This is a genomic window from Verrucomicrobiota bacterium (assembly GCA_039027815.1).
Lineage (GTDB): Bacteria > Verrucomicrobiota > Verrucomicrobiia > Verrucomicrobiales > JBCCJK01 > JBCCJK01.
This window is the reverse complement of the sequence record JBCCJK010000009.1, coordinates 16,834-42,421: the sequence shown is the minus strand read 5'-3', so window position 1 is coordinate 42,421 and position 25,588 is coordinate 16,834. Positions and strand designations below refer to the sequence as shown.

30 protein-coding genes and 1 tRNA gene are annotated in these 25,588 nt (G+C 61.1%); 29 read left to right on the top strand and 2 right to left on the bottom strand.

All coding sequences use genetic code 11. The annotated features are described in order from the left end of the window. Positions 1-124 precede the first annotated feature (124 nt). Positions 125-2,107, bottom strand: coding sequence for a BamA/TamA family outer membrane protein (locus AAF555_04360; protein MEM6910795.1), 1,983 nt, complete (start codon positions 2,105-2,107; stop codon positions 125-127). Continuing rightward, positions 2,108-5,566: a translocation/assembly module TamB domain-containing protein gene (locus AAF555_04355; GenBank protein ID MEM6910794.1), complete on the bottom strand. Its 3,459-nt coding sequence runs from the start codon at positions 5,564-5,566 to the stop codon at positions 2,108-2,110. A gap of 61 nt (positions 5,567-5,627) precedes the next feature. Between AAF555_04355 and AAF555_04350 the strand changes: the two genes are divergently transcribed. From AAF555_04350 to rpsE, 29 genes are all read left to right on the top strand, one after another. After that, positions 5,628-5,909 (top strand): DUF3817 domain-containing protein, encoded by a 282-nt coding sequence (locus AAF555_04350; GenBank protein MEM6910793.1) that lies wholly within the window; start codon positions 5,628-5,630, stop codon positions 5,907-5,909. 45 nt (positions 5,910-5,954) lie between these two features. Continuing rightward, positions 5,955-7,202, top strand: a complete 1,248-nt coding sequence (gene purD / locus AAF555_04345; protein MEM6910792.1) for a phosphoribosylamine--glycine ligase — start codon at positions 5,955-5,957, stop codon at positions 7,200-7,202. Positions 7,203-7,274: 72 nt separating this feature from the next. Then, on the top strand, positions 7,275-7,823 hold the full coding sequence (gene pyrR, locus AAF555_04340; protein MEM6910791.1) for a bifunctional pyr operon transcriptional regulator/uracil phosphoribosyltransferase PyrR: 549 nt from the start codon (positions 7,275-7,277) through the stop codon (positions 7,821-7,823). After that, positions 7,820-8,761, top strand: coding sequence for an aspartate carbamoyltransferase catalytic subunit (locus AAF555_04335; protein MEM6910790.1), 942 nt, complete (start codon positions 7,820-7,822; stop codon positions 8,759-8,761). The genes pyrR and AAF555_04335 overlap by 4 nt, the downstream gene beginning before the upstream one ends. Continuing rightward, positions 8,754-10,040, top strand: a complete 1,287-nt coding sequence (locus tag AAF555_04330) for a dihydroorotase (protein MEM6910789.1) — start codon at positions 8,754-8,756, stop codon at positions 10,038-10,040. Before AAF555_04335 ends, AAF555_04330 begins: the two co-directional genes overlap by 8 nt. A gap of 98 nt (positions 10,041-10,138) precedes the next feature. After that, positions 10,139-12,712 carry a glycosyl hydrolase family 28-related protein gene (locus AAF555_04325; GenBank protein MEM6910788.1) on the top strand — a complete coding sequence of 858 codons (2,574 nt, stop codon included), beginning with the start codon at positions 10,139-10,141 and terminating at the stop codon, positions 12,710-12,712. Between the two features lie 100 nt (positions 12,713-12,812). Beyond that, a tRNA-Met gene (locus AAF555_04320) sits at positions 12,813-12,887 on the top strand. 246 nt (positions 12,888-13,133) lie between these two features. Continuing rightward, entirely contained in the window at positions 13,134-13,505 is a 372-nt protein-coding gene (gene rpsL, locus AAF555_04315; GenBank protein ID MEM6910787.1) for a 30S ribosomal protein S12, read from the top strand. 24 nt (positions 13,506-13,529) lie between these two features. After that, positions 13,530-14,003, top strand: a complete 474-nt coding sequence (gene rpsG, locus AAF555_04310; protein MEM6910786.1) for a 30S ribosomal protein S7 — start codon at positions 13,530-13,532, stop codon at positions 14,001-14,003. Positions 14,004-14,039: 36 nt separating this feature from the next. Then, the gene (gene fusA, locus AAF555_04305; GenBank protein ID MEM6910785.1) at positions 14,040-16,205 is read left to right on the top strand and encodes an elongation factor G; all 2,166 of its coding nucleotides are present in this window, start codon (positions 14,040-14,042) and stop codon (positions 16,203-16,205) included. Between the two features lie 24 nt (positions 16,206-16,229). Continuing rightward, positions 16,230-16,538, top strand: coding sequence for a 30S ribosomal protein S10 (rpsJ, locus tag AAF555_04300; GenBank protein MEM6910784.1), 309 nt, complete (start codon positions 16,230-16,232; stop codon positions 16,536-16,538). Between the two features lie 20 nt (positions 16,539-16,558). After that, entirely contained in the window at positions 16,559-17,212 is a 654-nt protein-coding gene (rplC, locus tag AAF555_04295; protein MEM6910783.1) for a 50S ribosomal protein L3, read from the top strand. A gap of 21 nt (positions 17,213-17,233) precedes the next feature. After that, entirely contained in the window at positions 17,234-17,848 is a 615-nt protein-coding gene (gene rplD, locus AAF555_04290; GenBank protein ID MEM6910782.1) for a 50S ribosomal protein L4, read from the top strand. Then, positions 17,845-18,129, top strand: a complete 285-nt coding sequence (gene rplW / locus AAF555_04285; protein ID MEM6910781.1) for a 50S ribosomal protein L23 — start codon at positions 17,845-17,847, stop codon at positions 18,127-18,129. Before rplD ends, rplW begins: the two co-directional genes overlap by 4 nt. Before the next feature lie 42 nt (positions 18,130-18,171). Continuing rightward, positions 18,172-19,014, top strand: a complete 843-nt coding sequence (gene rplB / locus AAF555_04280; GenBank protein MEM6910780.1) for a 50S ribosomal protein L2 — start codon at positions 18,172-18,174, stop codon at positions 19,012-19,014. Between the two features lie 21 nt (positions 19,015-19,035). Further along, positions 19,036-19,305, top strand: a complete 270-nt coding sequence (gene rpsS, locus AAF555_04275; protein MEM6910779.1) for a 30S ribosomal protein S19 — start codon at positions 19,036-19,038, stop codon at positions 19,303-19,305. A gap of 19 nt (positions 19,306-19,324) precedes the next feature. Further along, positions 19,325-20,122: a hypothetical protein gene (locus AAF555_04270; protein ID MEM6910778.1), complete on the top strand. Its 798-nt coding sequence runs from the start codon at positions 19,325-19,327 to the stop codon at positions 20,120-20,122. Between the two features lie 20 nt (positions 20,123-20,142). Further along, positions 20,143-20,610, top strand: coding sequence for a 50S ribosomal protein L22 (gene rplV / locus AAF555_04265; protein MEM6910777.1), 468 nt, complete (start codon positions 20,143-20,145; stop codon positions 20,608-20,610). Between the two features lie 7 nt (positions 20,611-20,617). Beyond that, positions 20,618-21,307 (top strand): 30S ribosomal protein S3, encoded by a 690-nt coding sequence (rpsC, locus tag AAF555_04260; GenBank protein ID MEM6910776.1) that lies wholly within the window; start codon positions 20,618-20,620, stop codon positions 21,305-21,307. Between the two features lie 46 nt (positions 21,308-21,353). Next, positions 21,354-21,764 (top strand): 50S ribosomal protein L16, encoded by a 411-nt coding sequence (gene rplP, locus AAF555_04255; protein MEM6910775.1) that lies wholly within the window; start codon positions 21,354-21,356, stop codon positions 21,762-21,764. A 23-nt stretch (positions 21,765-21,787) separates the two neighbouring features. Beyond that, positions 21,788-21,988: a 50S ribosomal protein L29 gene (gene rpmC, locus AAF555_04250; protein MEM6910774.1), complete on the top strand. Its 201-nt coding sequence runs from the start codon at positions 21,788-21,790 to the stop codon at positions 21,986-21,988. A gap of 20 nt (positions 21,989-22,008) precedes the next feature. After that, complete coding sequence (rpsQ, locus tag AAF555_04245) at positions 22,009-22,278, top strand: 30S ribosomal protein S17 (protein MEM6910773.1); 270 nt, start codon at positions 22,009-22,011, stop codon at positions 22,276-22,278. Positions 22,279-22,323: 45 nt separating this feature from the next. Then, on the top strand, positions 22,324-22,689 hold the full coding sequence (rplN, locus tag AAF555_04240) for a 50S ribosomal protein L14 (protein MEM6910772.1): 366 nt from the start codon (positions 22,324-22,326) through the stop codon (positions 22,687-22,689). 2 nt (positions 22,690-22,691) lie between these two features. Beyond that, complete coding sequence (gene rplX, locus AAF555_04235) at positions 22,692-22,934, top strand: 50S ribosomal protein L24 (GenBank protein MEM6910771.1); 243 nt, start codon at positions 22,692-22,694, stop codon at positions 22,932-22,934. Between the two features lie 32 nt (positions 22,935-22,966). Further along, positions 22,967-23,539, top strand: a complete 573-nt coding sequence (gene rplE, locus AAF555_04230) for a 50S ribosomal protein L5 (GenBank protein ID MEM6910770.1) — start codon at positions 22,967-22,969, stop codon at positions 23,537-23,539. A gap of 10 nt (positions 23,540-23,549) precedes the next feature. After that, positions 23,550-23,951: a 30S ribosomal protein S8 gene (gene rpsH, locus AAF555_04225; GenBank protein ID MEM6910769.1), complete on the top strand. Its 402-nt coding sequence runs from the start codon at positions 23,550-23,552 to the stop codon at positions 23,949-23,951. A 33-nt stretch (positions 23,952-23,984) separates the two neighbouring features. After that, on the top strand, positions 23,985-24,524 hold the full coding sequence (rplF, locus tag AAF555_04220; GenBank protein MEM6910768.1) for a 50S ribosomal protein L6: 540 nt from the start codon (positions 23,985-23,987) through the stop codon (positions 24,522-24,524). A gap of 30 nt (positions 24,525-24,554) precedes the next feature. Beyond that, positions 24,555-24,911 carry a 50S ribosomal protein L18 gene (gene rplR / locus AAF555_04215; GenBank protein ID MEM6910767.1) on the top strand — a complete coding sequence of 119 codons (357 nt, stop codon included), beginning with the start codon at positions 24,555-24,557 and terminating at the stop codon, positions 24,909-24,911. Between the two features lie 5 nt (positions 24,912-24,916). Continuing rightward, positions 24,917-25,582, top strand: a complete 666-nt coding sequence (rpsE, locus tag AAF555_04210; GenBank protein ID MEM6910766.1) for a 30S ribosomal protein S5 — start codon at positions 24,917-24,919, stop codon at positions 25,580-25,582. Positions 25,583-25,588: the final 6 nt, after the last annotated feature.

The following is a 25,588-nucleotide window of genomic DNA, read 5'->3' as shown; positions in this document are numbered from 1 at the left end:
GAGCAGGGGCCGGGTGGCACGAGGTGGAGTGCACGCGCCCTCGTCGCGCCTTGGTCTGGCCCGAAATCCACTCGGCCATTCTACCAGCCAATTCTGCAGCTTGGTATAACGCCCCATTCGCTCCTTAAAACTCGAAGCCGAAGGTGAAGTGGATGGCGCCCTCGGGGTCGTCTTCGTCTTGGGTGAGGTTGTGACCATACTCAAGGCGGGCGGGGCCGATCGGGAGGTCGAGCCGGAGGCCAGCCCCCAGGGCGAGCTCGATTTCCTCGGCCTCCCAGAAGGCCATGTCCGCGCTGAGGGCCCCGGCGTCGGTGAAGAGGACTGCTTGGACCGGGCCGACCAGGGTGCGGATGTATTCCAGGCTACTGGACCAGTGACCTAGTCCGCCCGTGGGGAGGTTGTTTACGAGGGGACCGAGTTCGCGCTGGGGAAAGGAGCGGACGCTGCCGGGGCCACCGAGGAAGAAACGGCGGTCGATGGGCAGATCGCTCTCCAGGTCGCTCCCCGCGATGAGCCCGGTCCGGATTTTGGCGGCGAGGTAGCTTTTCTCTGTCAGCGGGCGGTAGTGACCCAGTTCCCATTCGCTGCGCAGGTAGGGGGCGGAGCGGCTGGCGAGCGTCGAGCCCAGCACGAGGTCCCAGGAGACGTAGCTGCCTTTTTTGGGGGAGATGGGGTCGTTTCGCCAATCCCAAATGTTCCTGAGTGAGAGGGCCAGGTCTGCGAAGTCGGTCGGCCCGAGGACGCTCGCGGGAAGTCCGTCTTCTTCGACCGTCACAAAAGAGGCGTGGAGACCGGCGTCGATGGTGTGCGCGGCGGTGAAGTCGTAGCGCCAATGGAAGTCGAGGCCAGTCTCGGCTTTGGTGTAGCCTTCATTATCCCGGGTGATGCCGAAGAGACGGGCGTCGAAGCGGAGCGGGGTGTTGAAGAAGAGGGGGTTGGTGAGGCGGGTTTCGCCGAGGAGGCCGCGATTGGTGACTTCGAAGCCTACGGTCAGGCGCCAGAGTTCTCCGGCCAAGTTGGTCAGGCGGTAGTCGGCCCCGAGGATGAGGCCTTCAAAGGTGCCAAAGCCGCCGTGGAGCGCGATGCTCGTGGTCTCGGATTCCTCGAACTGGACGAGGAGGTCGAGGGTGCCGTCGTCCTGGGGCTGAAGTTGGCGGCTGAGCGAGCGAAAGGCCCCGGTCCCGAGGAGTCGACGGTCGATTTCCTGAACGGCTTCCACCTGGTAGGCTTGGCCGGGGAGGGAGGCATATTGAGCCTGCACGCGTCTCGGATTCGTGAGAGCGAGGCCCTCCAAGCGGATCTGGCCGACGACAAATTGCTGGCCCGAGTCGACGAGGAGAGTTGGCTGGAGCTGTTGGCCTTTTTTTTCGGTTTGAAGAGCCACGGTCGCGAATTGGTAGCCGGCATTGGCGTAGAGCTTTTGGAGCCGGAAGCGGAGCGCATTCAGGTTCGGTGTGTCGGCGACTTGGCCGATGAGGTCCTGAATCGGTGCTTCCAGCTCGGCCCGAGGAATGCCAGAGGGGCCTTTGATCTGGGGACGGCTGAGGGAAAAAAGAGGGCCGGAGGTGACTTGGAGGCGGGCTGAGACGCTTCCGTTTTCTGCCAAGGTGCGCTCCAGGAGCGCGACTGTGGCTTCCCAGTAGCCGCGGCTTTTGAAGTCCGCGCGCAGGAGGGAGAGGCCTTCATCGATATCGCCCGGGAGAAAGGGCGGGTCGCCGCCGCCGAGTTGGTTGCGTTCGTTCGCCGGGAGGAGGAAGAGGCCTCTCAGGCGGTTTGACTCCTCAGGGGTGGCCGCGCCTTCCACCAGGACTTCTTTCCAGGAGTAACGGGTTTGGAGGTCGACGCTCAGGCGGATGAGGTTGGCTGCGGCATCGAAGTCCCAGTCCACTTCGGTGGTGCGATAGCCCTGCTGGTGCAGCCGCCGTTCGAAGAGGAAGGCGGCATCGCTGGCCCGGAAGGCGGTGGCGGGGCGCTCCAGGATGAAGTCCAAGCGTCCGCCCAATTCCTGGCGCAGGGCGTTGACCTTGGCTTCGGGCAAGCCTTCCACTTGCAGTTCCGCAGCCGTGGCCCCGAGGGCGGCCAAGAGGAAGAGAGCCAGCCCTTTCATTCAGCGGAAGCGGAAGAGGTAAGTGAGCACCCCGCGGGGGCTGTTTTCATCGCTGATGGCTCCGGTGACTTGGAGGTTTTCGGTGATCTCGACGGTCGCCGATGAGGAGGACTGCCCGGAGTAAGGGTTTTCAGCGCCGACCCGCAGTTGCACGTCTCGAAAGGGTTCGAGGAGTTGGCTGAGAAGGCCTCCATAGGGGAAGCTGCCTTGGCGGAGTTCTTCGATAAGAAATTGCAGGGCCTTGGCGGAGACGGCGTCCCGGTCGGTCAGCCCGTCGGTGGTGGTGCCGGTCGCGAGTAGGGTCATGATTTCGGATTCGGGCAGGGGCGGGGCGGAGGTTAGGGTGAACTCGGGGGAGGTGGCGGGTCCATCGACAAAGATGTTGATGAGGTAGGGCTTGAGTTCCGAGCTGGCTCGGAGCTGGAGGCGTGGCAGAAAGCCTTCTTCGGGCGAGAAGGTGAGGAGCCCTCGTTTTAGTTCGAGAGGGCTGAAAGGGAGCTGGGCGGAGACGTTTTCTAGGCGAATGCTGCCGTCTGGGAGCGGCTCGGCCAGGGTGCCGCCCACTTGGAGGGACGAGGTGATGCGGCCGCGGATGCGGTTCCCCCGAATGAGGAGGGGGTCCTCGGTTAATACTTGGACATCCAGGCGACAGCCCGCGAGAAAGGGCGGGGGATCGCTTGACGGGGGAGGGGGTCCTTGGATGGCGGGGAGGGAGGGCTGGCTGGGTAGGCCGAAGGCGGGTCCAGAGGGTATGAGGTTGATGTCTTTGAAGAGGAGGGATTCCACGAGGGCGAGGCGACCACTCAGGAGCGATTCGCTCAAACGACCTGCGAGACGGAGCCGGGTGTTGGCGCGGGCGGAGACGATCTCGTCCCGCCAGAGCAGGAGGTGATCGCCGAGGAGGGTGAGGTCGAAGGCGGGGTCGGCCAGGTCCGTGAAATCACCTCCGCCCGTGATCTCCATCCGCCCGCCGGCTCCCCGGATGACCCATTCCGCGATTTCGATCTGGCGGTCGTCGAGAAGCAGATGGAGGTCGCCATCGGTCACGTCGGTGATGGATTCGAGGTCGCTGCGGTAGGCCAGGTCTTCGGCCTTCACAAAGCCAGTGAGGAGAGGCTCGGCCACGGTCCCGCGAGCGCGCAGCTGGAGCTCGGCCGAGCCGCTCAGGCTTTCCAACTGGGGGGCCAGCCCGTGAAAGACGGCCAGCTCAACCCGGGGCAATTGGAGGGAGAGGTCGATGGGGGAATTCGCGAGGCTCTGATCGCCTGGCACCCAGTCCAAGGGCCGGAGAGGAAAGCGGCCCTCGAGGGTGAGCGGCGGGAGCCGATCGGCCTGGGCCCGGCCCGTCACTTGAAGGTCGCCCGCCGGAGAGGTCTGGAGGGCGAAGAAGAGATCCGATGGCGGGATTTCCGGTTTTTCGGGGAGGGCGATCTGACGCAAGTCGAGTGAACCGTCGATCTCGGGGCGCGACCAAGTCCCGCCCAGCGCCAGCTGCAGGCCGCCTGTCCCGGTCAGCGCGGGGAGAGTGGGGGCCAACTGGGCCCAGCGGGCGTTGGCGCCGGGAGGCACCTTCACTTGCAAGTCCAAGTCCCCTTCTTGGCTGAGAAAACGGTCGAGGGTGGTGGCGTCGAGAGCGCAGGGCAGGGAGGCGGAGGCTTGCAAGAGCAGGCTGCCATCGGCCAAAGTGGCCTCGACTTGGCTCAAACGCAGGCGGTCTTCGCTCCAGCGACCGGCCAGCGAGAGTGTGCCGGGCTCGAGGCCCACTTGCAGGCTGTGGATGGTGGCGGAACGGGGCCAGTCGAACTCGGCCTCGAGTCCGAGAGAGGGACTGAGGTCGGTGGCCAGCGTGAGAGAGGGGCTGGAGGCGGAAAGCTGACCGCGGTGCCTGCCGCCTGCAAGATGGCCGCTTCCCTCGAAAGAGAGGAGCAAGTCACCCTCGGGCAGGGCGTTCGCTCCGAAGGCGGTCGCGAGCTGACGGAGGATCGGCCAGCCTTTTTCCAGCAGGGCCATCTGGGCGGTGTAGCCGGCGGCACTCTGGGAAAAGGAGGCTTGGAGAAGGGTCTCGTCTGGGCGGCCGAGTTGGAGCGCGCCTGCATACTCCTCTGGGTTTTGGAAGCTGCCGCTGAGGGTGAGGGGGGAGAGCGGGGAGCCGTCCACGCTGAGGGAGGTGAGGGCGAGGCTGGCTTCTGGAAGGTGGATGGTTTCTCCCCAGCGGACTTGCGCCAGAAGCTCGCCTTGGCCGAGGAGCGGGGGCGGGGTCGGCGAGAGGTCGAGAAAACGGCGGCCGACCCAGTCTTGCACCTTCTGGAGAGTGGGGAGTTGCAGACGAAGGCGGGCCACCTGCTGAGCGAGATTTCCAGAGGCCGTGAGCGTGAGGGGGATGTCCTCGAAGAGCGCTTCGAGACGACCGTCCAAGTCTTTCCCAGCCAGGGTGCCGGCCAGGCTCAGCTCCGGGGCCTCCCATTCCTGATAGCCCAAGCCCGAGGCCGCCAAGCGCGCCTCGGCCCGGGCTTGGCCGAGATCGGGGAAGAGCCCCGTCGCGACCAGGCGGAGGGAATCGATTTGGCCGCGGACGTCCTGTATGCCGAATTCAGAAAGGGCGCGGCTCAAGGGAAAAGGGGGGCCGGAGAGTTGGCAGAGGGCCTTGTCAAAGCCATCGCTACTCTGCAAGAGCAAGGTGGACTGGCCGTAGCGAAGGTCCAGGCTGGTGGTGAGCGCTTCCGGGCTCGGGGCGGTCAATTCAAACTGTTCCAAGACCCAGGCCCCCGGGAGCTGCATCCGATCGAGTGAGAAGCGTTCTTCAGCCAAGGTGAGCCGGATGGTTTGGGCGGGCAGGGGCTGGCCCCCGGGGTAGCGGAATTCTCCCAGCTCCAGGAGAACTTGGCGGCTGCCTGACTCGTGTCGGAGGGAGGTCGATGCCAGTTGCCAGACCTGGTCTTGGCCCTGGGTCAGGTGGCAGGAGAGGTCCTGGAGGTCGAGCTGAAGAGGGCCTAGGCGCGAGGAGAGGGTTTTCAGGAGGGCCGTGACGGTCTCGCGAGGATCTGGGGGCGGGGTCGCTTCCTCGGCCAGCGCCGGCTCTTTCTTGCCTGCCGGGAGGTGGCCTGCGAAGTGAAGGCCTTGTGCCGTGACCGCGCGGAGCTGGCCCGTCACGATTTCCCAGAGGCGCCAATTCAGCTGCAAGCGCTCAATGCGAACTTGGCGCACTTCGCCCTGACCGACCAAGCGAACATCTCGCAGGCCCAGCCCGGAATGGAGCCAACCGCTAAAGTCGAGTGTGCCTTCCAGACCCTGTTTTTTCACCAAGGAGAGGGTGTAGGTTTCCAGGATCCAGCGGATGCCTGGACCATTGATCCAGAGAGAGAGCACCAGGGCCAAGGCGGAGAAGCGAAAGCGCTTGGTGGCGTACCATCGTTTGCGATAGCGGCGGGGGGGCGAGGGGGAATCGGAGGAGGAGGACAAAAGGGAAGGCCTAAGAGCTAAGCGGGGGAAGGCGGGAGGTGCAAGATGAGATCAAGGCGAGGTGACTCTCCTGCGCTGGCTGGGGAAGGCGGAGGGGCTTTCCTATTTGCTGCTTTTGTTGGTGGCCATGCCGCTCAAGTATCTCCTCGATCGACCGGGCATGGTCCACGTGGTGGGTTGGGTGCACGGGGTTTTGTTCCTGGCCTTTGGCTTTTCTTTGCTGGCGGTCTGGATTCGGCGGCGATGGTCTTTCGGGCGAGTGGCCTTGGTCATGATGGCGGCGCTCCTGCCTTTCGGCCCTTTTGTGGTGGACCCGCGCCTGGCCCGCTGGGAGCGATCCTAGCGCGGCTTTCTTGCGCGGATGCGGGTCTTGTTTTAGGGCACGGGGATGAAGGCGATTTTGGTTGGCAAAGGAGGGCGGGAGCATGCTTTGGCTTGGAGTTTGCGGCGGTCGCCGGCCTGCGAGGCGCTCTATGTCTGGCCGGGAAGCGATGCTCTTTTCGAGCTGGCCCGGCCGGTGCCGGCTGACTCGATGGAGGAGCTGGTCGCTTTCGCAGCCAGCGAGAAAATCGATCTGGTGATCGCCGGCGAGGAGAAGTGGTTGGTCGAAGGGGACGGCTTGGCGGCTCTCTGCCAGCGGGAGGGCGTGCTCTGTTGGGGGCCGCCCAAGGAGAGTGCCCAGTTGGAAGCCAGCAAGGTCTTCGCCAAGGAGTTTCTCGTGCGCCATGGCATCCCGACCGCGGATTACCTCACGGTGAGCGATTACGAGGAAGGCAAGAAGGCCTTGGAGAGGTTTCCGGTGGTGCTCAAATTCGATGGTTTGGCGGCCGGAAAAGGGGTGGCCGTTTGTGGGAACCCGGAGGAGGCGGAGGCCTTTTTGGAAGAGGTCTTCTTGCATAAGCGCTTTGGCGAGGGCCAGGTTTTGGTCGAAGCGTGTTTGGCTGGACCAGAGGTTTCCATTTTCGCGGCGGTCAGCGGGGGAGCGTACCAAATCTTTTCACCGGCCCGCGATTACAAACGCTTGGGCGATGGGGATGAGGGGCCCAACACAGGCGGCATGGGGGCGGTGGCCAGTCTCGATCTCATCGAGCCCTCTCTTTTGGCCGAGATTGAGAACAAGATCGTGCAGCCAACAGTGGCGGGCCTGCAAGCCGATCGCTTGCCTTACCGAGGGTTTCTCTACTTCGGCGTCATGCTGACCGAAGAGGGGCCCCAGGTGCTGGAATACAATTGCCGCTTTGGCGATCCGGAGTGCCAGGCCGTGATGCCGCTCATGGAGGGGGACCTCGCGCAGTATCTTCTGGAAGCGACGCGAGGGGAAATCCGCGAGGAGCTGCTTCGGACGCAGTCCCTCTGGAGCGTTTGTCTGGTGGCGGCTTCCGCCGGCTATCCCGCTAGCTCCCGCTCGGGGGATCTCATTGGTGGATTGGGTGAATTGGAGGGGGTGGAGGTCTTTCATGCGGGCACCCGTTCGGGCGAGGCAGGCTGGGAGACGAATGGGGGGCGTGTCTTGGCGGTGGTGGCAGGGTCCGAGTCTCGCCAGGAGGCGCTTGAACGAGCCCACCGCGAGATGGCCAAGGTGCGCTTCGACGGCAAGCAAGTCCGGAGCGATATCGGCCGTCTGCACTTTGACTGATATTTCCTGAAGACTCCCGCTTGCGTCCATTCCCGCAATCGGGAGGATGACGAAACGCCCGTCGCCTCTCTTTTGTCACTCGAACAGATTCAGCCTGAAAGCCTTCTTAGCGGTTCGGAGATCGATACCAAGCTCCAGCGCGTGGCCTGGGAAATTCTCGAGCAACCAGGGGAGGCGCCTCTCGCTCTGGTGGGCATTCACACTCGTGGGGTCACGATCGCGGAGCGACTGCGCTCGGCTCTCGAGGCGGCCGGGGCCACGGTGGCGCGGGGCAGCATCGATATTTCTCTCTATCGAGATGATCTCGATAATCTCGGCACCTCTCCCCAACTGCGGAGTTCCGATTTTTTTTTCCCGGTCGATGGGGCCAACGTCCTTCTCTGTGACGATGTTCTTTTCACGGGACGGACGATTCGGGCGGCCATTGATGCGCTCATGGAGTACGGACGTCCGGCGCGGGTCCGGCTGGCAGTTCTGATCGATCGAGGCAATCGCGAATTGCCGATTGCGGCCGACTTTGTGGGCGAGACAGTCGAGACAGCTCGCGATGAGCACATCCGTGTGCAGCTAAAAGAAGTCGACGGAGTCGACTCGGTCGAGCGATTGCATTTGACCTCATGAGTGAGCTGAAACCGAGAAAGGATCTTTTGGACATTGAGGACCTCTCTCGGGAGGAGCTGGAATACCTCTTGGAAGCGGCCAAGCCCTTCAAGGATCTCATCACCAAGTCGATCAAGAAGGTCCCGCCCCTCAAAGGAAAGTCAGTCCTGACGCTCTTTTACGAGCCCTCTACCCGGACGCGTTCTTCCTTTGAGATCGCGGCCAAGAGACTCTCCGCCGACGTGACCAATTTCAGCGTCTCCTCTTCTTCGGTGGTCAAGGGAGAGTCCATCCTCGACACGGTCGATACGCTCCAGTCGATGCGGGTCGATTACATCGTAGTGCGCCACGGTCACTCCGGCGTCCCGAACCTGATCGCTCGCCACACCGGCGCCTCGGTTCTGAACGCGGGTGATGGGTGGCACTCTCATCCCACCCAAGCCCTTCTGGACGCCTTCACGCTGCGCGAAGTGCATCCCGAGTCGACCGGCAAGCGCGTTCTCCTGATCGGGGATATTTTGCATTCCCGGGTGGCTCGTTCGGTTCGCTTGATCTTGCGGAAGTTGGAGGTGGAGGTCGGCTTACTCGGTCCGAAGACGCTCATGCCCTCGTGGGTGCCAGAGGACAGCCCGGTCTTTGACTCTTGGGAGGACGCCATGAAGTGGTCTCCCGAAGTGATCTACCTCCTCCGAGTCCAGAAGGAGCGGCAGGACGAGCAGTTTTTCCCCACCCTACACGAGTACCATCGGATTTACGGCCTGACGGGCGAGCGCTTGGAACAAGTCCGCGCGGAGGGCATTCACATCATGCATCCTGGGCCGGTCAACCGAGGCGTGGAGGTGGCCGATGCGGTGATGGAGTATGAACGGAGTCTGATCAACCAGCAGGTGGAAAATGGAATCGCTGCCCGCATGGCGGTTCTTTATTGGCTGAGGCCGAAAGGAAGTCGGGATGAGTGAAGTGATTTTTTTCCAAGGGGGGCGGGTGGCCAGTGAGATGGCTGCGCCCGAAGAGGCGGATGTCATCGTGGAGGGCGGGGCCATCTTGGAAGTGGCGCCTGGTTTGGCCATTCCCGAGGGATGCCGGGTGGTGGATTGCCGGGGCAAGATCCTTCTGCCGGCCTTGTTCGACCTCAATGTGCATGTCCGGGAGCCGGGCCGCGAGGACGAGGAAACCATTCGCTCCGGGACGGAGGCGGCCATCAATGGAGGCGTGACCGGCGTGGTCGTGATGCCCAATACCCATCCGGCGATCGACAGCGCCGGGATGGTGCGCTCCATTCGCAACATCGCTTCGGAGGAGGCCCGCATCCCGGTCTATCCCGCGGGCTGCATCACGAAAAATCGCGAGGGCCGGGAGTTGGCCGAGATCGGGGAGATGGCGGCTATGGGGGCCGTCATGATTACCGATGACAATGCGGCCCTGGAAGACGCCCGGGTGCTCCGAAGGGCCTTGGAGTATGCGGCTGGCTTTGGGCTCATCGTGACGGAGCATTGCGACACGCCTGCGCTGACCTGGCGTGGAGCCATGAACGAGGGCCGGGTCTCCTACAAGCTCGGGCTCCCGGGCATCCCCGGCTGCGCTGAGGAAATCTGCATCGCTCGGGATTGTCGCATGGCCAAGTACACCGGCGCGCGACTTCACTTGCAGCACATCTCTACGGCGGATGGGGTGGAAACGATCCGCCGCTATAAGCGAGAAGGGGTCCCGGTGACCTGTGAGGTCACCCCGCACCATCTCATTTTCTCAGAGGAAGATATCGGAGACTTTGATACCGCTTACAAGATGTATCCCCCGCTGCGGACCAAGGCCGACAACGCCGTTCTCCTGGAAGCACTGGAAGATGGCACCATCGACGTGCTGGTCTCCGATCACGCGCCGCATACCGACTTTGAGAAGCGATGCAGCTTTGATGAAGCGCCTTTTGGCATCACGGGTTTGGAAACGGCGCTCATTGCCCTATATCATCACTTCATCGACCTCGGGCTTCTCGGTTGGGACACCTTGGTGAGAGCCTACAGCGCGGCTCCACGTCGGATTCTCGGCCTGCATGAAACGGCGATTGAGCCCGGGATGCTGGCCAATCTAGTCGTCTTCGATCCGGAAGGCGAAACCCAGTTCACGACCGAGTATTTCCGCAGCAAAAGCCGCAACACCCCCTTTCTCGACAAGACCCTCAAAGGACGGATCGACTTGGTCATGCGAGGCAAAGAGGTTCTTTTGGATCGCTCTCTTTGAAAGGTCGGCTTTTCCGTCTTTCGGTGGAAGAACTGCCTGCATTGAGGGCTTGCTCTGGACTCGGATTGGCCCTTGGCTCCGTTTTCAAGAAAACCGTGATGCGGCTCAGTAAGTTCAGTGGAAAGCAAAGCGCCTTCGGCGTGTGCGCTGGGCTTCTGTGCCTAGCTGGGAGCTGGATGGGGCTCGAGGCGGCTCCGGAGGTTGACTGGAAGGTCATTCCCGTCCGGTATCCAACCCAGGACGTGGTGGTGGCTGGACTCAATGTGCTCGATTTCGGAGCGGTTCCTGATGGTCGGACCGACTGCACCGCTGCCTTCCAAGAGGCGCTCAACGCGATGCGGGAGGCGGGCGGAGGAACGGTCTTTGTTCCGGAAGGCTTTTACCGTTTCGATGGACGACTCAGGATTCCGACATCGGTCACGCTCAGGGGAGAATGGCATTCCCCCTTCAAGACGAATGGCAAAGTGGTGGGAAGCGTCTTAATGCCTTTTGCGGATCAAGGGCAGGAAGAAGGGACGGCTTTTGTCAGCGTGCACACCAGCGCGGGGATTCGTGATCTCACGATTTGGTATCCCGAGCAATCGGCAGGCAATCCCACGCCCTATCCCTTCTGCCTGGAACAGACCGGGATGAACAACGCCACCTTCCAAAACTTGACTCTCCTCAATCCCTACCAGGGGATCAAGATCGGCCCTCAGCCGAACGAGCTCCACTACGTGAATCATGTTTTCGGCACGCCGTTGAAGGTGGGGATCCGCTATGATTCCACGACCGATATTGGCCGCTTAGAGCGGGTGTTTTTCTCGCCGCGCTATTGGCGTTCCAGCGGGCTCCGAGGGGCGCCGGTGGCTGGCAGCGGCTTCGAAGGCTGGCTGCGGGCAAATGGGACGGGGATTCACATGCTGCGCAGTGATTGGGAGTATGTCGACCGCGTTCATGTGGAGGGCTACCAGACCGGGTTCATGGTGACCGAGGGGGCGAGAGGGGCGGCCAACGCTCAGTTTCGTCGCTTGATCCTGCGGGATTGCGCGGTCGCGCTGGCCGTCGACAAGACCAATCCCTATGGCATGGTGTTCACGCAGTGCTACTTCGCGGGCGATTCCTACGGGGTCCTTCTCAGCCCGGAATTCAATTCGGTGGTGCTTTTCTCGCACTGCCTTTTCCAAGCGGGGAGGGCGCTCGAGTCCCGTGGGAACGGCGTGGTCTTTCTGGAGCAGTGCCGGGTTTTGAGGGGGGATCTGGAAGTCGATCGGGGCGTGCTCTCGATCGTCAGCTCCGAACTGGCTTCGGTGGGCAGCCGCCTTCACTTCGGCTCGGACGTGGATGGCGTGGTCATCTCTGGTCATGACTTTTCCGGAGACGCGGTGGCGCTGGGCTCGGGCTCGCCGGCCGAGAAGCTCCAAGTGCTCGAAGATCGTCTCCCTTTGCGCGGGATCCCTGAGTATCCTTTTCGGGAGGAGCAGGCCTTTCGTCCTGCCTCGACGGAGTTGGTTCTCGTCTGGCCGGAAGAAGGCGAGGACAGCAGCGGAAAAATCCAGCAAGCTCTCGACTCTTTGGCTTCCCGAGGGGGGGTGGTCTTGCTGCCGGGAGAGGACTACATTCTGCGAGGTCGCCTGCGCATTCCCAGTGGCGTGGAACTGCGAGGCATTCACGACGTTCCCCACCACACCATGGCGCTGGGAAGCATCCTGCACGTTTCTCCTCCAGATGGGGAGCCAACCATCGTGATGGAGGCAGCCAGCGGGCTGCGGGGCCTCTCTTTCAACTATCCCGACCAAGACATCAATGACCTCAAAGAGTTCCCTTTCTTGATCCAGGGGGCGGGGGCGGAGCTTTACATCATCAATGTCAATGCGGCCAACCCCTACCGCTACCTCGACCTTTCGACCCATCGGTGCGACCGCCATTTCGTCGATTACCTGAGCGGTTCCCCCCTGCGAGAAGGGGTCCGCATCGGAGGGGGCAGTCGCGGCGGGGAACTCCGCAATCTCCAATTCAATCCCCATTATTGGTCGCGCGGCCCACGAAATAATCCCTTCTTTGCCAACAAGACGGCGGGAGGCATCAAATCAGGGACGGGCAACGATCTTTGGGAATACCAAAAAGCCAACATGGATGCGCTCGTCCTCTCCGACTGCGTGGATCAGTTTCTCTACCAGAACTTCGTTTATGGCTCGCTTTACGGCATTCGCTTCACCGAATCCCAAGGAAAAGGCCCTCAAAACCTCATCTGCCATGGGCACGGCACGGATGGCTCGAAGATTGGCGTGTTTTTTGAACATGGGAGTGAGACCATCACCATGATCAATTCGGAATTGGTCGCGATGTCGTCAGAGGACAAAACGGCCATCCGAGTGGGGCCGGAATTTGGAGCAGAGGCGGTCCTCATCAACACCATGGTCTGGGGCACGCCGGACCACCTGGCCGAGGTCGAAAGTGGGACCCTCGTCCTGCAAAACCTCACAGCGACCCGCCACGGGGATGGCATCCGCGTGGGCCAGGGCCAGGCCGTCGGGGTGAATCTCAATTTTCTCAACTCTCGTCCAGGAGTTCACGCCCAGGCCTCGGGGGCGGGGCAGGGCCTGTTTCGTGGCCTGGTGGTCCGCAAGGAGCTGGTGTTGGGCGAGGGCGAAGAGGGATTGGATGTCGATCAAGTGGTCATCCGCAAATAGGCGGAGCGGAGCCGGCTGTGCTGGGGGCTAGCTTGGGTTCTTGATTGACGAACTCGCCTCTCTGGCTACTCTTTCCCTCCCCAAAAAAGGGGGCCAAGCTGGCAGGGTAGCTCAGTGGTAGAGCAGAGGACTCATAAGCCTTTGGTCGCGGGTTCAATTCCCGCCCCTGCTACCAGTCTCTCTCCCTCGTTTCGCCGGAAAAAACTTTCACAAAGAGCTTGTCACTTTGGCCTTGGCGCGTAGATTCGCCGCCCTCAGTCTCAGCGGCGATCCTTTATCGGGATCTTTCCTGAAGCTTCTGGGACTCAACACCATCAGGAACTATCGGGTGCAGCTCCGGAAAAGAGGCTGCTGTTGATCGAACTCGCGACCGCGATTCCGACTGCGCCCGTCCCGCCCCTAATCACTGCGCAGACACGGAATGCCAACGATCAATCAACTCGTTCGAAAAGGACGTCATGTCCCGGTGGAGAAGTCAAAATCTCCGGCACTTAGCAATTGTCCTCAACGGCGCGGCGTCTGTCTCCAGGTCATGACCCGGACGCCCAAAAAGCCGAACTCGGCGCTCCGAAAGGTGGCCAAGGTGCGCTTGACCAATGGGTTTGAGGTCATCGCCTACATCGGGGGGGAAGGGCACAATCTTCAAGAGCACTCTATCGTGCTGGTCCGCGGGGGCCGGGTCAAGGACCTGCCAGGGGTGCGCTATCACATCGTCCGAGGTGCCCTCGATACCCTGGGAGTCGATAAGCGTCGCCAGGGCCGGTCCAAGTATGGAGCGAAGCGACCGAAGTAATCCTATCTCAACCGGAATCTTTTTATGTCACGCCGACGCAAAGTTCACCACAAGCCAGAGGTCCACGACCCTCGTTACGACAGCTCCATGGTGGCCCGCCTCATCAGCCGGGTCATGGCGAAAGGGAAGAAAGCCCTCGCCGAGCGCATCGTCTACGCGGCCATCGAACGCTCCAATCAAGGGACCGATGCCGTCGATCCCATCGAAGTGCTCAACCGCGCCATCGAAAACGCCAAGCCTCGGGTCGAGGTGAAGTCCCGCCGAGTAGGCGGAGCCACCTACCAGGTGCCGCTGGAAGTTGCTCCCGATCGCCAAGAATCACTCGCCATGCGTTGGCTAGTGCAATTCGCCCGCAAACGTCGCGGCGTCCCCATGCATGTGGCGCTGGCGAATGAAATCAAGGACGCCTCCACCAACCAAGGGAGTGCCATCCGTCGGCGCGATGAAATCCACAAGATGGCCCAGGCCAACCGCGCCTTCGCCCACTTCCGCTGGTAAACCCAACCCACTCCCGCCATTTCCGCCACCCTCCAGATGTCCTCTGCGTCGATAGACCAGGCTGTCAATCACCCGAACCGCAAGTTCCCCTTGGAACACACGCGGAACATTGGGATTGCGGCCCATATCGATGCGGGGAAGACCACTCTGACGGAGCGGATTCTCTTTTACACCGGCATGATCCACAAAATCGGTGAGGTCCACGATGGGGCCGCCACCACCGATTGGATGGAGCAGGAGCAGGAACGGGGTATCACCATCACCTCGGCCGCGGTCAGCTGCGAATGGTGGCAGCATGCGGAGGAGGGAGTGTTCAAGTCTCGCGATGACATCAAGCACCGAGTCAACATCATCGACACTCCCGGACACGTCGACTTCACAGCCGAGGTCGAGCGGTCACTCCGGGTCTTGGATGGCTGCATCGCCGTGTTCTGCGGAGTGGCCGGAGTCCAGCCCCAGTCGGAAACCGTGTGGAGGCAGGCCACCAAATACAAGGTTCCTCGGATCGCCTTCGTGAATAAAATGGACCGGACCGGGGCCAACTTCGCTCATGTGGTGAGTGACATTCGTGAAAAGCTGGGGGCGATTGCCGTTCCCATCTTGATCCCGATTGGGGCGGAGGAACAGCTCAAAGGCCAGATCGACGTCATCAATCAAAAGGCCATTCTCTACCGCGATGACGACGTCTTTGGGTCCACCTATGTCGTGGAAGAGTTGAGCGAGACCTTGAAAGAGCAAGCCGAGGCCGCCTACCAGGAATTGCTCGATACCGTCGCCAATGAGGACGAGGAACTCGGCGAGAAATTCCTCCTGGAAGAGGAGATCGGTTCCGCTGACTTGAAAGCGGCGATCCGCCGCGCCACCATCGCCAATCGGATTGTCCCGGTAGCTGGCGGCTCGGCCTTTAAGAACAAGGGGGTTCAGTATCTCTTGGACGCCGTCATCGACTACCTCCCCGGCCCGCTGGACGTGGCCGCGACCGTGGCTCACGATGCCCACCAGGAAGAGAAGACCTTTGAGATCGTCACCGGCGACAGTGAGAAATTTGTGGCGCTAGCCTTCAAGCTCTGGAGTGACAAATTCGGCCGCTTGGTCTTCTTCCGGGTCTACTCAGGGAGCATCGCCAAGGGCGACGCCGTCTACAACCCGCGCACTCGCAAGAAAGAGCGGGTCGGGCGTCTCATTCGCATCCAGTCGAACGAGCAAACCGATGTCGAAGCCTGTCATTCCGGAGACATCGCCGCCATGGTGGGACTCAAGAACGTCCAGACAGGGGACACGCTGACAGTCATCGGCCATGATATCCTCCTGGAGCCGCCTTCCTTCCCCGAGCCAGTCATCTCGATGGCGATTGAGCCGAGGACCACGGCCGACCAAGAAAAAATGGCGGCCGCCCTCCAGCGCCTTTCCGAGGAGGACCCCACCTTTGTCGTCAAGACCGATGAGGAAACCGGGCAAACCATCATTTCCGGCATGGGAGAACTCCATCTGGAAATCATCAAAGACCGGCTACTCCGCGAATTCAAAGTGGATGCCAACGCCGGCAAGCCCCAGATTGCCTATCGGGAAACGATCACCCTGGCAGCCGAGGGCGAGGGCAAATTGGTGAAACAATCCGGTGGCCGTGGGCAATACGGGCACGTCGTCCTCAGCATGCGCCCGAACGAACGGGGGCAGGGCTTGACTACGGAAAACAAGGTCGTTGGTGGTGCCATCCCCAAGGAATTCATGAACGCTGTTTTTGCCGGCGTGAGAGAGGCCACCATCAATGGTCCCATCGCGGGCAGCCCGGTCATCGATCTGCACGTCGAGATCACCGATGGTTCTTACCATGAAGTCGACTCGAATGAAGGAGCCTTCAAAATGGCAGCCATTTTCGCCATGAAGGACGGATTCAAAAAGGCCCAGACCATTCTCTTGGAGCCGCTCATGGCGGTCGAATGCAATACCCCGGAGGACTACCAGGGCGACATCATGGGAGACCTCAATCGCCGTCGCGGCAAGATTTCCTCCATGGAAACGCGCGGAAATCTTAGCGTAGTCCGGGCCGAAGTCCCCCTCGCCGAGATGTTTGGTTACTCCACCGTCATTCGGACCCTCTCAAGCGGGCGGGCCGATTACTCCATGGAGCCTTCCCACTTCGAGGAAGTCCCCCAAAACATTGTCAACGAAATCGTCGAGCTACGCGGCGGCGGCTACTGAACCTTTTCCCCTCACACCATGGTCATGCAGAATCAAAAAATACGCATTCGCCTCCGGGCTTACGACTCGACGGTCCTGGACAAGTCGGCTGGCGATATCGTGGAAACGGCCAAGCGAACCGGCGCCAAAGTGGCGGGCCCGATCCCGCTTCCCACGCGCCTCGAAAAATTCAGTGTCAATCGCTCGGTCCACGTCAGCAAAAAATCGGCTGAGCAGTTCGAGATCCGGACGCACAAGCGGATGCTCGACATCGTGGACCCGACCGCCCAGACCGTGGACGAGCTGAAAAAGCTCAACCTTCCGGCCGGGGTCGACATCGCCATCAAAATCTAATCACCGCAGGGAACTTCCTCATGAGCCTAGGACTACTTGGTAAGAAAATCGGGATGACTCGAATCTATGATAAGGATTCGGGAGTCATGACTCCAGTCACGGTCATCGACGTGCAAGGGAACGAATACCTTCAGCGCCGGACCGAAGAGATCGATGGCTACAGCGCGGTCCAAGTCGGTTACGACGATAAAAAAGACCAACGCGTAAGCAAGCCGCTCCAAGGCCACTTCAAGGCCCAAGGCGGAAAGTCGAAATACCTGGTGCGCGAGTTTCGGGTGAACGCTGAGGAGCTGCCCGAAAAAGGGGCCGAAAATCCCGGGGCCGCGCTCTACCAGAAAGACCAATGGGTCGACGTCATCGGGACGACCAAGGGCAAAGGCTTCCAAGGAGTGGTCAAGCGCCACGGCTTCGCAGGCCAACGGATGACCCACGGCTCCATGATGCATCGTCGCCCAGGTGGCATCGGTGGCTGTGCTTGGCCGGGTCGGGTCTGGAAAGGCAAGGAAATGCCAGGTCGGGACGGTGGCGCTCGCCGGACCGTGCAAAATTTGAAGATCGTGGAAACCCGCCCCGAGGACGGCGTCATTCTGGTGAGCGGCTGCGTCCCCGGCTCTCGCGGCAGCTACGTCATCGTCCGCCCGGCCAAGAAAAAACCCGCCGCCGCCAAGGCCTGAAATAGGAAGGAATTGTAAATCATGGCAGCCAACGTTCTTACTTTAGATGACGCCAAGTCGGCCCAACTCGAGGTCGTGGAAGGCGACAAAGGGTCCCAGGCGGTGCACGACGTGGTGGTGGCTCTCCGCGCCAATCGACGCTCGGGAACCGCCAACACCAAGACCCGTGGCGAAGTTCGCGGGAGCGACAAAAAGCCTTGGAAGCAAAAAGGCACGGGTCGGGCTCGGGCTGGTTCCAAAAAGTCTCCCATCTGGACAGGTGGGGGCGTGGTTTTCGGCCCTCGTCCCCGCGATTACTCGAAAAAGGTCACCCGCAACACGGCCCGTCTGGCCCTGAGAAAAGTGCTCACCGAGCGCATCGCTGCCGGAGACATTCTCCTGGTGGACGAGTTTGGGGTGCGCGAGCCGAAGACCAAACAGTTTGTGAGCGCAGTCAGCGACCTGACAAAGGCCGCCACCGTCCTGATCGTCTCGACGGGCTTTGAAGAGGCCACCTACTTAGCGGGGCGCAATGTGGGCAACGTGCTGCTGATGACTTCTGCCGAGGTCAATGTCGAGCAGTTGTTGGCCTCCGACCAAATCATCCTCACCCAGGGCGCCCTGACCGCTCTCGTCGAAAGGAGCAAGAAATCATGAAGGACCTCTTTCAAGTCATCAAGACCATCCAGCTGAGCGAAAAGGCCACTCTCCTGAGCGAGCTGAATAATGAGTATGTCTTCAAGGTCGATCCCCGCTCCACCAAGCTGGAGATCAAGCAAGCGGTCGAGAAGCTCTTTGGCAAACAAGTCGATGGCGTCCGCACTTGCAATTACGCCGGCAAGAAAAAACGCCGTAACCGTCAAGCCTTTGGCACCACCGCCAAGTGGAAGAAGGCCATCGTCAAACTGAAAGAAGGCGAGAGCCTCGAACTGGTCTAAGCCCCTCTGAACTTTTCCTGAAACACGCAAGGAGATTCCATCATGCCTACCAAGCGTTTTAATCCCGTCACCCCTTCCAACCGCTACAAGGCGTGGCCGACCTTTGAGGAGATCACCAAAAAGGATCCCGAAAAGTCGCTCACTGAGCCCATCAAAAAAAGCGGTGGCCGGAACAACACCGGACGCATCACCTGCCGCCACATCGGCGGTGGTCACAAGCGCAAGTATCGTCTCATCGACTTCAAGCGTCAGAAGCACGACGTCCCCGCTAAGGTCATCGCCATCGAGTATGATCCGAACCGGACTTGCCGCATCGCGCTCATCGAATACGAAGACGGCCAGAAAAGCTACATCCTGGCTCCCGTTGGCATCAAGGTGGGGTCCAAGGTCCAGTCGGGCGAAAAGGCCGAGCCCAAGGTCGGGAATGCCCTGCCGCTCTCTCTCATTCCCTTGGGAACTTCCATTCACAACGTCGAGCTGACCGCGGGTCGTGGTGGAAAAATCGCCCGCGCCGCCGGGCAAGAGGCCATCCTCTCTAACCGCGAAGGCAGCTACGCCCTCGTGAAACTGCCGTCCGGAGAAATCCGCAAGATCCGCGTCGAGTGCTTCGCCACCATTGGCCAGGTCGGAAACCGCGATCACATGAACGAAGTCTCGGGCAAAGCCGGGCGCACCCGCTGGCAGGGCATCCGCCCGACCGTGCGCGGCATGTGCATGAACCCGGTCGATCACCCGAACGGCGGTGGGGAAGGCAAATCGAAATCGGGTGGGGGACGCCAGCACCTCAAGAGCCCCTGGGGCCACACCAAGGGGCAGAAGACCCGCAAGAAATACAAACCTTCTGGAGCCTTCATTGTGCAAGGCCGCAAGACCAAGAAGCGCTAACCGCTGACACCCTGATCTCTCATGCCACGCTCACTGAAAAAAGGTCCCTTCGTCGATCAAAAGCTCCTCTGGAAAATTGAGGACATGACCGACTCGGGGCAGAAACGGCCTATCAAGACCTGGTCGCGCCGCTCCATGATCACGCCCGATTTCGTCGGCCACACCTTCATGGTCCACAACGGGAAAGACTTCGTGACCGTCTATGTTTCTGAAAACATGGTCGGTCACAAACTGGGCGAATTCTCCCCCACGCGGAAGTTCCTGACCCACGGATCCCACACCAAGAAATAACTTTCCTTCAATCGTTCCGATGACCCTTTCGTTCTCCAGAGCCCTCGCTCTCGCCTCGACCGCCCTTGTGGTCGCGGTGGCGCAGGCGGGTGCTCAGGAGGCGGGAGGCACGGAGCTCTTGCGCCAAGAGATCGCCGATCTCAACATGGTGGTGGAAGACGCGCTCCGCAAAAACGTCGAACTCCGGGGGCAACTCCAACAGGCCCAGGAGAGGCTGGAAAGCTTTGGCGAATCCCTGGCCGCGGCCAACCTCCAGAAAGAAGAAATGACCGAGCGCTACACGGCTCTCCGTCTGCGGATGGAAGCCCTCGGCTTGGCGGCGTCGGGCGAGGGATTGGAGACCTTGCAAGAGCGTCTCCTGCAATCCTTGGCCCGGGTCATGGAGGAGGAATCCGAGAGTGACCTTCTCGCCGAGCAGCTCCTGGCCTTGAGCGAAGCGGTCTTTGGTTACCTGCGGGCGGCTGAGCCGGTTCTGCGAGACGACGCCAAAGAGCGCCTGCAAGTCCAGCTGATTGAGAGCGAGGCCCTTTTGGAAAGAACCTTGCAGCCCGAGGAGGCCACGGCGCGCCGCCGGGGCGAGGCCCGGGTGCTGGGCGTCAATCGCGAGTTGGGAGTGGTCGTGGTCGGCACAGGACGACTGGACGGCGTCTCCCCGAATATCCCTTTCACCATCAAGCGGGATGGGAGGGACATCGCCAAGGTCTTGGCGGTGGAAGTCCGCGACAACATTGCCGGCTGCATCATCGTCGACCGCTTGGCCGGAGTCGCCATCGCCCACAACGACCTCGCGGAAGTCTCCGTGGAACAGATTTTCTAAACCACTCTTCACACACCACCATGGAAGTCCGAGCCATTCACAAATACGCGCGCATCTCGCCCCTCAAGGCGAGAGACGTCGCGCGCGAAATCCAGGGCCTGCCGGCCTCGGTTGCCATCGACGTCTTGACGTTCACTCCGCGGAAAGCCGCCCAGCTGCTCAACAAGGTGCTCAAGTCGGCCGTCGCCAACGCCGAGAACAACCACGAACTGGATGGAGACAGCCTCATCGTGAAGGAAGCCGTGGTCGACAGTGGCCCCGTCCTCAAGCGCTGGAAACCTCGCGCCCGCGGCGGCGCCTCTCCCATTCACAAACGCACCAGCCACCTGAAAGTGGTTTTGAGCGATGAGGCGCCCGAGGCCGAGGAGCGCACTTCTTTCGACCTCAGCGAGGCCGCCCAGTCGGCCCAAGCCAGCCCCCCCAAGCCCTCCAAGAAAGCCGCCTCGAAAGAACCGGTGGCCGCCGAAACCGAAGAATCCGCCAACTGAATCGACCATGGGTAGAAAAGTAAATCCGATCGGCTTCCGCCTGGCCGTCAACAAGGACTGGCGCTCCAAGTGGTTCGCCGGCAAGCAGGAGTTCACCAAGCACCTCCACGGGGACCTTCGGATCCGCCGCTGGCTGGGCAAGGAACTTCACTTTGCAGCCGTCTCCAAAGTCATGATCGAGCGGGCTTGGAACAGCGTCCGCGTCACCCTCTACACCGCCCGCCCGGGTCTGGTCATCGGTCGCAAAGGCGCGGAAATCGAGCGCATGACCCAGGAGCTGAGCAAAATCAGCGAGAGCGCCGTCAAGCTAGACATCGTGGAGATCAAGTCTCCTGAGCTGGACGCCCAACTGGTCGCTGAAAGCGTGGCCTTGCAGCTGGAACGCCGGGTTTCCTTCCGTCGTGCCATGAAGCGCTCGGTCCAGACCACCATGGACTTCGGCGCGGATGGCATTCGACTCCGCTGCGCAGGTCGCCTCGGCGGGGCCGACATCGCTCGAGCCGAATGGTATCGGAAAGGCAAAGTCCCTTTGCAGACCCTGCGGGTGCCGATCGACTACGGATTCGCGGAAGCCCGGACCGTCTACGGCATCATCGGCGTGAAATGCTGGATCAACAAGCGCGACGACGCCAAGCCCAAGCCGGGTGCGGAAAATAGCCGACGCCGCCCCGGTGGTGGTGGAGGAGGCCGCCGTTGAGACCGATTTGCTTGCCACCTAATTTTAACACGAGAGAAGACACGCCATGCCTTTGATGCCGAAACGAGTGAAGTTCCGCAAAACCCAACGGGGGAATCGCGGAGGTACGGCCCAGCGCGGGACGAAAGTCAGCTTTGGAGACTTCGGGCTGCAATCGCTCGGTCGCGCCTGGGTCACCAACAATCAGATCGAAGCCTGCCGGATCGCGATCAACCGCTACCTCAAGCGACGCGGGAAAGTCTGGATTCGCATCTTCCCTCACAAGCCCGTGACCGCCCGTCCGCCGGAAACCCGGATGGGGAAGGGCAAGGGGCCGCTCGACCGTTGGGTGGCCGTGGTTCGCCCTGGCAACATGCTTTTTGAAGTATCCGGCGTCTCCGAAAGCGCCGCCCGCGAAGCCATGCGCCTCGCTTCGAACAAGCTCGGCATCCGTTGTCGATTCGTGACCCGCAACTGAACCATCTCGCCCGCGACTCTCCCATGAAAGCCAAGGAATTACGTGAAAACACCATTGAAGAGCTGGCCGTGAAACGCCGTGAGCTCAAGGAGGAGTCCTTGAACCTCCGAATCCAGCAACAAACCGGGCAACTGGAAAACCCGGCCCGCCTCAAGCTGGTGCGCCGAGACATCGCCCGCATCGAGACCCTCATAAACGAAAAGAAGCGCGCTGCCGCCACCTAACTGACTTCCCCTTGTGAACCATGAGCGAAGCTACTGAAACACCTCAAACTGCCACCCGCAAAACCCGGGTCGGCGTCGTCGTCTCGGACAAGATGGAGAAAACCATCGTGGTGGCCATCGAGAGTCGCGTGCCCCACCCCAAGTTCGGCAAGATCATTCGCAAAACGAAGAAGGTCTACGCCCACGATGAAAAAGGCGAAGCCGCCATCGGGGACAAGGTCCGCGTGAGCGAGATCAACCCCATGAGCAAAACCAAATGCTGGGAGCTGACGGAAGTCCTCGCCCACTGACCACCGACCTTTACCGACACCTTTCAACCGAGGGAACTCACTCAAATGATTCAGATGGAAAGCAAACTGGACGTGGCCGACAACACCGGGGCCAAGATGGCCAAGATGATCGGCGTCCTCGGAAAGCGCACCCGGAGTGCTGGGGTGGGCGATATCATCAAGGCCCACGTGCGCGAATCCTCACCGACCGCCGCCGTCAAGAAAGGCTCGGTCGTCGAGGCCGTGGTCGTGCGAACGGCTGCTCCCATCCGCCGGGAAGACGGCAGCATCCTGCGCTTCGACTCCAATGCCATCGTCATCATCGACAAGGACAAAAACCCCAAGGGCACCCGTATCTTTGGCCCCGTCGCCCGCGAGCTGCGCGAGCAAAACTTCATGAAAATCGTTTCCCTGGCCCCCGAGGTCCTCTGAAGATGAAAAGCAAAACCCACGTTCGCAAAGGCGACTCCGTCGAAGTCATTGCTGGCAACCACAAGGGAGCCAGCGGCACCATCCAGCGGGTCGATGTCGGCAAAGACCAAGTCTATGTCACCGGCGTTCGTCTCATCAAAAAGCACATCAAGCCCACCCAGGAAAAGCCGGAAGGCGGCATCGAAGAGCGGGAGGGCCCCATCCACATTTCCAACGTCAAGTTAGTCCAACGCCTCGGCTCCTAAAGGCCACCAGAAGCACTCAGAAAGGATTCGTCATGTCGGCACCTGCCCTCCTCACTCACTACCGCGAACAGGTTGTTCCCGCCCTCAAGGAAGAACTCGGTTACCAGAATGTTCACCAGATCCCCCGGCTCGAAAAGGTCGTGCTCAACAGCAGCGTCGGTCGGGAACCCGATCGCAAGCAAGCGGTGGAAGATGTTCTCGATGAGATCGCGCTCATCACCGGGCAGAAGCCCGTCCCCACCGTGGCCAAAAAGAGCGTGGCGAACTTCAAGCTGCGCGAAGGCGAGCAAATCGGGGCCAAGGTCACCCTCCGCGGCCGCCAGATGTATGAATTTCTGGAGCGCTTCATGTTCACGGCCATGCCCCGGATTCGCGACTTCCGCGGCGTCTCGCCCAAGAGCTTTGATGGACGCGGGAACTACTGCCTGGGAATCAATGACCAGAGCATCTTCCCCGAGGTCGAACTGGACAAGATCAAGCGCCAGATCGGTTTTGACATCATCATCGTGACCTCGGCCGACCAAGACGAGGACGCCCGCGCCCTGCTGCGCCTCATGGGCATGCCCTTCCGCAAGCCCGCCAACCCTGCCAAAGCCGCCGCCTGACCCATCCGCTATGAGCAATATCTCTGATCCCATCGCCGACTTCCTCATCCGGCTGAAAAATGCCAGCCGCGCCGGTAAGGAAAGCTTCCTGGCCCCTCATTCCAAGATGAAGGAAAACATCGCACGCATCCTTCAAGAGGAAGGCTATATTTGGCAGTATGACGTCGTGACCGAGGGCAAGTTCCCTGAAATCAAGGTCAAAGTGAAATACAGCGACTCCGCCACCCCCGCCTTCTCCGACGTCAAGCGCATGAGCAAGCCGGGCCTCCGGCAGTTCGTCGGTGCGGACGAGATTCCGCGGGTGCTCAACGGACTCGGCATCTCCATCCTCTCCACCTCCCGGGGGCTCATGACCGGCCACCGCGCCCGCAAGGAACGGCTCGGCGGGGAGCTTCTCGCCCTCGTCTGGTAACCCCTCCCGATCCAACGCAAACCAAATCAAACCATGTCACGAATTGGAAACAAAAGTATTCAGCTTCCTGAGAAGGTGACCGTGGCGGTGTCCGATTCGGGAGCCGTGAAAGTCGAGGGCCCCAAGGGCGCGCTCGAATGGCAGCTTCCCGAAGGAATCACGGTCGAGCAGGAGGAGGGCGTCTTAAGCGTCCAGCGCCAAAGTGAAGAGCGCTACTTCAAGGCCATGCACGGCACCACTCGCAGCCTTCTGAGCAACCTCATCGCAGGCGTCTCGGCCGGCTTCTCCAAAGAGCTTGAAATTCACGGAGTGGGTTTCCGGGCTGCCGTCAAAGGCAAGCAGCTCGACCTCATCCTCGGCTACTCCCACCCCACCATCATGGACATCCCCGAAGGCCTCACGGTGACCGTGAGCGAAAACACCAAAATCAAGGTGGAGGGGATCGACAAACAACTGGTCGGCCAATTCGCGGCCGACGTCCGGGCCTTCTATCCCCCCGAGCCCTATAAAGGCAAAGGCGTCCGCTATAGCGACGAACACGTGCAGCGCAAACAAGGCAAGGCCGTCAAGTAACCACCTCAGCCCACACCCACTTTCTCCGACATGGCCACCACCCTCCACCGCAAGAAGGTCCGTAACCGGATCCATTTCCGAATCCGCCGCAAGGTCTCAGGCACCGCGGAACGCCCACGCCTGGCTGTCCACTTCTCCAACCAGCACATCTCCGCCCAACTCATCGACGACGTGGCCGCCAAGACCTTGGCCGCCGCCTCCACCATGGAAAAGGGCCAGGAGGGCAAAGCGAACGTCGCCACCGCCTCCAAAATCGGCGCGCTCATCGCGGAGCGTTCCAAGAAAGCCGGGGTCGAAGGCGTCGTCTTCGATCGAGGCGGCTTTCTCTACCACGGCAAAGTCAAGGCGCTGGCCGACGCCGCCCGCGAAAAAGGACTCCAATTCTGATCACCATGGTAACTGAAAACGAATCGCAACCGGAAGAAGTCCCCGAGAAAATCTCGGTCGAAGACGCTTCCGCCGCCGAAGGCCCCAAGCCGGTCGAGTCCAAGGAAGAGAGAGGAGATCGTCCCCGCTCGGATCGACGTGACCGCGGTCCCCGCGACCGACGGGATGCGCCCGGCGGTGAGGGAGACGGCCCCGAACTGACCGAAAAGGTCGTCTTCATCAATCGCTGCGCCAAAGTCGTGAAAGGCGGGCGCCGTTTCAGCTTTAGTGCCCTCGTCGTCTGCGGCGACCAGCAAGGTCAGGTCGGCTATGGATTCGGCAAAGCCAATGAGGTGGCCGACTGCATCCGCAAGGCCAGCGAATCGGCCAAAACCCAGCTCCGTCCGGTCTCTCTCAAGGACAACACCATTCCCCATGAAGTCATTGGCGTGCACGGAGGGGGAAAGGTCCTCCTCCGCCCTGCTTCTGAAGGAACGGGCGTCATCGCGGGAGGCGGCGTGCGAGCCGTGGTGGAAGCCGCTGGCGTGCGTGATGTCCTCGCCAAATCGCTCGGCTCGAACAACCACGCCAACGTGGTCAAAGCCACCCTGAACGCCCTCGAATCCCTCCGCACCCGCGAGCAGGTTTACAAACTACGCGGCAAAAAGATGGCGGAACAAAAGGCCATCTAAATCCAC

Bases quoted from the DNA above. Each gene is read 5' to 3' on its own strand.
- AAF555_04360 (MEM6910795.1), bottom strand. From the start codon at position 2,107: ATGAAAGGGCTGGCTCTCTTCCTCTTGGCCGCCCTCGGGGCCACGGCT.
- purD (MEM6910792.1), top strand. From the start codon at position 5,955: ATGAAGGCGATTTTGGTTGGCAAAGGAGGGCGGGAGCATGCTTTGGCT.
- AAF555_04335 (MEM6910790.1), top strand. From the start codon at position 7,820: ATGAGTGAGCTGAAACCGAGAAAGGATCTTTTGGACATTGAGGACCTC.
- AAF555_04330 (MEM6910789.1), top strand. From the start codon at position 8,754: ATGAGTGAAGTGATTTTTTTCCAAGGGGGGCGGGTGGCCAGTGAGATG.
- AAF555_04325 (MEM6910788.1), top strand. From the start codon at position 10,139: ATGCGGCTCAGTAAGTTCAGTGGAAAGCAAAGCGCCTTCGGCGTGTGC.
- rpsL (MEM6910787.1), top strand. From the start codon at position 13,134: ATGCCAACGATCAATCAACTCGTTCGAAAAGGACGTCATGTCCCGGTG.
- rpsG (MEM6910786.1), top strand. From the start codon at position 13,530: ATGTCACGCCGACGCAAAGTTCACCACAAGCCAGAGGTCCACGACCCT.
- fusA (MEM6910785.1), top strand. From the start codon at position 14,040: ATGTCCTCTGCGTCGATAGACCAGGCTGTCAATCACCCGAACCGCAAG.
- rpsJ (MEM6910784.1), top strand. From the start codon at position 16,230: ATGCAGAATCAAAAAATACGCATTCGCCTCCGGGCTTACGACTCGACG.
- rplC (MEM6910783.1), top strand. From the start codon at position 16,559: ATGAGCCTAGGACTACTTGGTAAGAAAATCGGGATGACTCGAATCTAT.
- rplD (MEM6910782.1), top strand. From the start codon at position 17,234: ATGGCAGCCAACGTTCTTACTTTAGATGACGCCAAGTCGGCCCAACTC.
- rplW (MEM6910781.1), top strand. From the start codon at position 17,845: ATGAAGGACCTCTTTCAAGTCATCAAGACCATCCAGCTGAGCGAAAAG.
- rplB (MEM6910780.1), top strand. From the start codon at position 18,172: ATGCCTACCAAGCGTTTTAATCCCGTCACCCCTTCCAACCGCTACAAG.
- rpsS (MEM6910779.1), top strand. From the start codon at position 19,036: ATGCCACGCTCACTGAAAAAAGGTCCCTTCGTCGATCAAAAGCTCCTC.
- AAF555_04270 (MEM6910778.1), top strand. From the start codon at position 19,325: ATGACCCTTTCGTTCTCCAGAGCCCTCGCTCTCGCCTCGACCGCCCTT.
- rplV (MEM6910777.1), top strand. From the start codon at position 20,143: ATGGAAGTCCGAGCCATTCACAAATACGCGCGCATCTCGCCCCTCAAG.
- rpsC (MEM6910776.1), top strand. From the start codon at position 20,618: ATGGGTAGAAAAGTAAATCCGATCGGCTTCCGCCTGGCCGTCAACAAG.
- rplP (MEM6910775.1), top strand. From the start codon at position 21,354: ATGCCTTTGATGCCGAAACGAGTGAAGTTCCGCAAAACCCAACGGGGG.
- rpmC (MEM6910774.1), top strand. From the start codon at position 21,788: ATGAAAGCCAAGGAATTACGTGAAAACACCATTGAAGAGCTGGCCGTG.
- rpsQ (MEM6910773.1), top strand. From the start codon at position 22,009: ATGAGCGAAGCTACTGAAACACCTCAAACTGCCACCCGCAAAACCCGG.
- rplN (MEM6910772.1), top strand. From the start codon at position 22,324: ATGATTCAGATGGAAAGCAAACTGGACGTGGCCGACAACACCGGGGCC.
- rplX (MEM6910771.1), top strand. From the start codon at position 22,692: ATGAAAAGCAAAACCCACGTTCGCAAAGGCGACTCCGTCGAAGTCATT.
- rplE (MEM6910770.1), top strand. From the start codon at position 22,967: ATGTCGGCACCTGCCCTCCTCACTCACTACCGCGAACAGGTTGTTCCC.
- rpsH (MEM6910769.1), top strand. From the start codon at position 23,550: ATGAGCAATATCTCTGATCCCATCGCCGACTTCCTCATCCGGCTGAAA.
- rplF (MEM6910768.1), top strand. From the start codon at position 23,985: ATGTCACGAATTGGAAACAAAAGTATTCAGCTTCCTGAGAAGGTGACC.
- rplR (MEM6910767.1), top strand. From the start codon at position 24,555: ATGGCCACCACCCTCCACCGCAAGAAGGTCCGTAACCGGATCCATTTC.
- rpsE (MEM6910766.1), top strand. From the start codon at position 24,917: ATGGTAACTGAAAACGAATCGCAACCGGAAGAAGTCCCCGAGAAAATC.